At 71.2% G+C, this 4782-nt stretch carries 2 protein-coding genes, 1 pseudogene and 1 riboswitch; of the genes and pseudogenes, 2 read left to right on the top strand and 1 reads right to left on the bottom strand.

Features of this window, described 5'->3' with window-relative positions:
• Positions 1-32: 32 nt before the first annotated feature.
• Entirely contained in the window at positions 33-2159 is a 2127-nt protein-coding gene (locus tag ACFW2E_RS41590; RefSeq protein WP_384475774.1) for a DUF1996 domain-containing protein, read from the bottom strand.
• A gap of 463 nt (positions 2160-2622) precedes the next feature.
• Here ACFW2E_RS41590 and ACFW2E_RS41585 point away from each other — a divergent pair, with 463 nt between their 5' ends.
• The gene (locus ACFW2E_RS41585) at positions 2623-3855 is read left to right on the top strand and encodes a PP2C family protein-serine/threonine phosphatase (RefSeq protein ID WP_384475771.1); all 1233 of its coding nucleotides are present in this window, start codon (positions 2623-2625) and stop codon (positions 3853-3855) included.
• 193 nt (positions 3856-4048) lie between these two features.
• Positions 4049-4221, top strand: a riboswitch (cyclic di-AMP (ydaO/yuaA leader).
• Positions 4222-4229: 8 nt separating this feature from the next.
• Positions 4230-4782 (top strand): annotated as a pseudogene (locus ACFW2E_RS41580) (peptidoglycan endopeptidase); the annotation flags it as partial.

Raw genomic sequence — 4782 nt, 5'->3', positions numbered from 1 at the left:
CCCGGGCAGCGGCGGCCGTTTCGCGGGGGACGTCAGACGGACCGGCGTCCCATGCGGCGCAGTACCACGAAGCCCGCGATCACCAGCAGCGCGCCGATCCCGGCGGGCCACAGGTGCGCGCCCGTCTCGGCGAGTCCGCCCTGGGCCTGCGGTTCGGCCTGCGCGGCCGCCGACGGGGCGTTGGCCCCCGGGGCCGGACTCTGCGCGGCCTCACCGATCTCGGCGGGCTGCGCCGACTGGCCGGCCGAGTCCTCGGCGGAGCCGCCCTTGCCGGAACCTCCCTTGTCCGAACCACCCTTGCCGGAGCCGGTGTTGCCGGAGTCCGTGTGACCGGTGCCCGTACCGCCCTTGCCCGAGCCTCCGTTGCCCGAGCCTCCGTTGCCGGTGCCGCCCTTGCCGGAGTCGCCCTTGCCCGAGCCGCCGGAGGTGACGTGGGTGGGCGACGCCGTGGCGTAGACCCTGGGGGTCTCGGTGGCGGGAGCGTTCGTCGAACCGGCGTCCGTCGGCTCGGCGGTGGGCGTGTCGGCCGGGGGCTGCGAGGGCTCCTCGGTCGCGGTGTTCCCGGGATCGGGCTGGTCACCGTTGCCGGGCGAGGCGGGGTCGGAGGCCGGCGGCTCGCTGGGCTCCTCACTCGGCTCGGAGCCCGCGCCCGCACCGCACTTCCGGCCGGAGTTGATGCAGTCGACCATCTTGTTCATGAGGTCTTCGTCGAAGACGTTGATGAAGTCCCCGTGGTCCGTGACCGGCTTGTGCAGCTGCTCGGGGAAAGAGTCCACCGCGAACAACGGCACCGTGCGGCCGCCGTCCTGGAGCGAGGGCGCGTCGACGTCGTAGACGATGCGCTGCACGAGCTGCGGAATGGGCTCGAAGCCGTTCGGGCAGTTGCCCTCGCCGTCGGCGAAGGCCACATGGGTGCGGTGGTTGGCGCTGTCGATGTTTCGGCCGTCCCAGCAGCTCTGGAACCTGAACGTGCGGACCACGTCGCTGCCGGACGGGCACAGCGGGTACTTGTCCTTCAGCTGCCGGTCCTCGAACCCGGTGCAGCTCCAGGACGCGTTGGCGTTGGCGGGGCCGTTGACGAACGACTTGGCGTCGCCGGTGATGATGCGCAGCAGCCGCGGCATGGCCGTGACCTTGGCGCGGGGGTTGCCCTCGAACGTCAGTGTGACCTGCTTGGGCGTGACGATCTGACCGGCGTTGCCCTCCGTGCCGCCGCCCGGGGCACCGGCGTCCCGCTCCTGCTTGCCGTTCTGCAGACGCAACACGGGCCAGTAGTAGGTGGACTTGTCACCCTTGTCCGCACAACTGGTGTCGCCGTTGGCGAGGTCGTCGTCGCTGGCGAAGGCGTTGTTGGCCTGGTTGCCGACGTAGTCGTGGAAGTGGTGGGCGCCGTTGGAGACACCGGGGGCGACGATGACGTTGTCGGAGTTGAACTTCCCGTTGGCGTTCACGCCGCAACTGCTGCTGAAGGAGCCGCGGGAGGCGTCGGACTGCGGGGCCGGGGTCTGCACGTTGGGCTGGACCGAGGTGATGTCCGCATAGTCCGCGGCCACCGGACCGTTGCCGGCCTGACCTCCGTTGCCCTGGCCACCGCCGGTCTGACCCTGACCCGGGGTCTGGGTGCCCGTGCCCTGGCTCTGGCCGCCGTCGCCCGGTGTCTGGCCGCCGTCGCCCTGGTTCTGGTTTCCGGAGGGCTGCAGCGTGCACGGTGCCAGATCGTCCAGCCCCTGCGGACGGTCGCCGGCGTTGTCGATGGCGTCCGCGATGCGGTCGATCGTCTCGGCCCGCTTCTCCTTCAGCGGGTTCATGATGGTGTCGTCGGCGGACCCGGAGTCCTGCTGCTGGGACTGCGCCGACTGCTGCAACTGCTGGTAGGCAGCCGCGACCTGCTGGTCGAGGCGGGCGAGTTCCCGGTCGACGTCCTCCTTCGCCCCGTCCGGCACCGCGGTCAACCGGCTCCCGACGTCCGGGCAATCGATCGTCGCCGCGCCCGAACGGACCCAGCCGGCCGCGTTCGGGTTCGACTGGTCCGAGCCGCTCTCGGTGGCGGAGGCGTACACGTTCACCGCGATCAGCCCACCTCCGCCCAACATCAGTGCGACCGCTGCGAAGGTCGCGCGTCGTGCGCCCGTCGGGCGTCTGCGCGTGTTGCGTCCCACGGAAGTACCCCTGCGTCTCGTCGGATCCGGCTCGGCATGGAAATCCCCCCGTCCCATACGGATCCGGGGGCACAGGTGTTCAAGCCCGTCCCGGATTCATCGCAACCTCACAGCGAAACGGATCACCGCGGCGACTTTCCGCAGGCCACCGGCCTCACCGCCGCACGGCCGCCCCGCCGTGACCGGTTCGGCCGGGGACCCGCACAGGGTCACGGCCGCCGGAGCATTCCGCTGAATTCAGGAAATAAATACTCCTTGGTAACCGGAGCCACCTTCCGGCGCAAATTGCATGCCGGAATATCGCCTCTATGGGCAATCCTCCAGCGCTTCGGGAGATATCCGGTGGAATTCGGTGAGTTTTTCGGCCGGCCCTGAGGACGTCGTCGGCAGCCACGCGAGCCGCCTTCCGGCCGATTCCGTGGGAAACTGTGCTCGTACCGGTGGTCGGCTGGGCGGCAAGGTCATGACGGATGAAGCGAAGCTCGACTACTCGGCGGTGTTCCAGGCCTTGCCCGGCATGGTGGCGCTGCTGACACCCGAGTTGGTGTACGCCGACGCCAACGAGGATTTCCTGCGCATGTCCGGACGCAAGCGCGAGGACGTGGTGGGCCGGTATCTGTTCGACGTCTTCCCGGACAACCCGAACGACGGGACCGCGAGCGGCATGCGCAGCCTGAAGGCCTCCCTCCTGCGGGTGCTGGCCACCGGTGAGCGGGACACCATGGCCCTGGAGCGGTACGACGTCGAGGTCCGCGAGCGGCCAGGACACTGGGAGGAGCGCTACTGGAGCCCGGTGAACGCGCCGGTGCTCGGTCCGGACGGCGAGGTGGTGCTGCTGGTGCACCGGGTCGAGGAGGTGACCGAACTGATCCGGGCCCGGGCCAACGCCGACGGTGACCGGAGCCAGGTACTGGAAGCCGAGTTGTACCGGCGGGCCCGCGAGTTGCAGGAGCTCAACGAACGGCTCCGTCAGGCCCACGCCCGAGAGCGGGAGGTGGGGATCGCCCTGCAGGAGGCCATGCTGCCCGCCCGCCGGCACACGGAGGATCACCGGATCGCCGTGCGGTACCGGCCGGCGGTCGGCGCGCTGAACGTGTGCGGCGACTGGTACGACCTGGTCGACCTGGTGAGCGGCAACCGCATCGGGGTGTCGGTCGGCGACGTGGTCGGGCACGGTCTCGAAGCGGCCTGCGTGATGGGGCAGTTGCGCAGTGCGCTCAGCGCGGCCTCCCGGGTCGCCACGGGCCCCGCCCAGGCCCTGAACGTCCTCGGCCGATACGCGCATGTGGTAGACGGCGCCGAATCGGCCACGGCGGTGACCACGTTCATCGACTTCGACCACCGCACCATCACCTACAGCAGCGCGGGCCACCCTCCACCGCTGCTCGTGCACGGGGACGGCCGGGTGGAGTTCCTCGACGGGGCGACCGATCCGCCGCTCGACGCCCGGCCCGATCCCACGCCCCGGCCGGAGGCTCGGACGACGTTCACCGGGGGCTCCACGCTCGTCCTCTACACCGACGGGCTGATCGAGCGGCGCGGGGAGGACATCGACACCGGCCTGGCCCGCCTCGCCGACGCCCTCCGCCGTCACCGGGCGGCGGATCCCGAGTCCCTGGCCGACGGTGTCCTGCGGGAACTGCTGCCGCCGGAGGGCGCGACGGACGACACCGCCCTGGTCGTCGTACGGCTGTGAGCCCATTGGAACGCCCCGCTCGTACCCGTTCGCACGGCAAATGTCCCCATGCGGGTGCCTGGGCACCGAACCCCGCGGCGAACATCACAAATATGTATCGGACATATCGCGCTTCAACCTTCACACGAGGCACACAAGTTGGCTAGGTTGACGACCAGGCCGCACGGCTTCCCCCGACGAACCCCGTCGAACCGCGTGGCCTCCGCCGAGTCCGGGCCGTTCATGGCATCCGGAGCCGGGGACCCAACCGACATTGGGGTGAATCGGCCCAACTGCCCAGCGAGGCAAGGGGCCGTAGGGCATGCCTTCCGGAAACGACCGCCCGAACCCGACAGCTAACTCGGTAGGCGGAGTACGGAAGGAGTACGTCTCCCATGGCGTCGGAGAGCCGCGACGAAGTTCGGCAGCGGATCGAAAACCTTTACGACCAGGCCGAGAACGCCACGGGGAACTACAACGCGACCCGCGCGATGTCCGCGGGTTCCCGAGGCCGCGGTGTGCCGCTCCGCAAGAGAGCGGGAGGCGACGCCGACCTCGACGCCGTGAGCCGTCAGTGGTTCGACGCGGCGCGCGCCAAGCTGGGTCCGACCGTTCCCGCCGTACTGCCCTCCGACCGGATGCCGGCCCGGCGCCCGTCCGGGGGCCGCCCCACGGCTCCGGACGGCCTGCGGGAGCCGGCCGGGCGGCCGCTGCCTCCGGAGCTGACCGCCGGGGCGACGAACCGTGCCGTCGCGGAGCTGTCCGGCCGGCCTGTCGCGGAGCTTCCGGGCCGGGCCGTCGCGGAACTGCCCGCCCGGCCGGTGGCCGCACTGACCGCCCGGCCCGTCGCCGCGCGGCCCCCGGGGCCCGACCCGCGCCGGGCACTCGCGGCGGCCCCCGGCGCGCGGCTGCCCGCGCCAGCCACGCCCCCCCCGCCGCCGGGGCCCG

This window comes from Streptomyces sp. NPDC058964, from assembly GCF_042741275.1.
GTDB lineage: Bacteria > Actinomycetota > Actinomycetes > Streptomycetales > Streptomycetaceae > Streptomyces.
The sequence above is the reverse complement of the archived record's forward strand: the minus strand, read 5'-3'. Positions and strand labels throughout refer to the sequence as shown.